Source organism: Pelomicrobium sp. G1 (genome assembly GCF_051905455.1).
GTDB lineage: Bacteria > Pseudomonadota > Gammaproteobacteria > Burkholderiales > UBA6910 > Pelomicrobium.
This window is the reverse complement of the sequence record NZ_JBQACR010000121.1, coordinates 1-413: the sequence shown is the minus strand read 5'-3', so window position 1 is coordinate 413 and position 413 is coordinate 1. Positions and strand designations below refer to the sequence as shown.

General features: G+C 62.2%; 1 protein-coding gene. It reads left to right on the top strand.

All coding sequences use genetic code 11. The features are described from left to right. Window positions 1–207 precede the first annotated feature (207 nt). Window positions 208–327: a type II toxin-antitoxin system VapB family antitoxin gene (locus tag ACTFO6_RS17780; protein WP_439935750.1), complete on the top strand. Its 120-nt coding sequence runs from the start codon at window positions 208–210 to the stop codon at window positions 325–327. Window positions 328–413 lie beyond the last annotated feature (86 nt).

Sequence of the window (413 nt, the reverse complement as noted above, 5' to 3'; positions counted from 1 at the left end):
GGCGTGGAACGGGCCGAGCACCTGGAGTCCCTCTCGGGGCTGGGCTGCGACGTAATGCAGGGGTTTTTCTTCAGCCGCCCCATGCCGGCGGCGGAAATGGGCGCTTACCTCGCCCGCCATCGGGTGGGATAAGCCACCCCGGCCGAAGCTCCAAGCGCTTCTCAATGCCATTAGAATGCTTGAGGTTGAAGGTATAAGGGTAGAAACGTGGGGCTGAACGTCGACAACGAGGGAACCCATCGGCTGGTTCAGGAACTTGCTCGGCTGACCGGCGAGAGCATGACGGTCGCTGTCCGCGAGGCGGTTCGCGAGCCGCAGATTCGATGATCTTTGCCGGGAAGCCGAGAAGGGGAGATAGGAGCATCGGGCACAAGAGCCGTAAAGCGGCAAACCTCGAAACCCATCCCCACCCC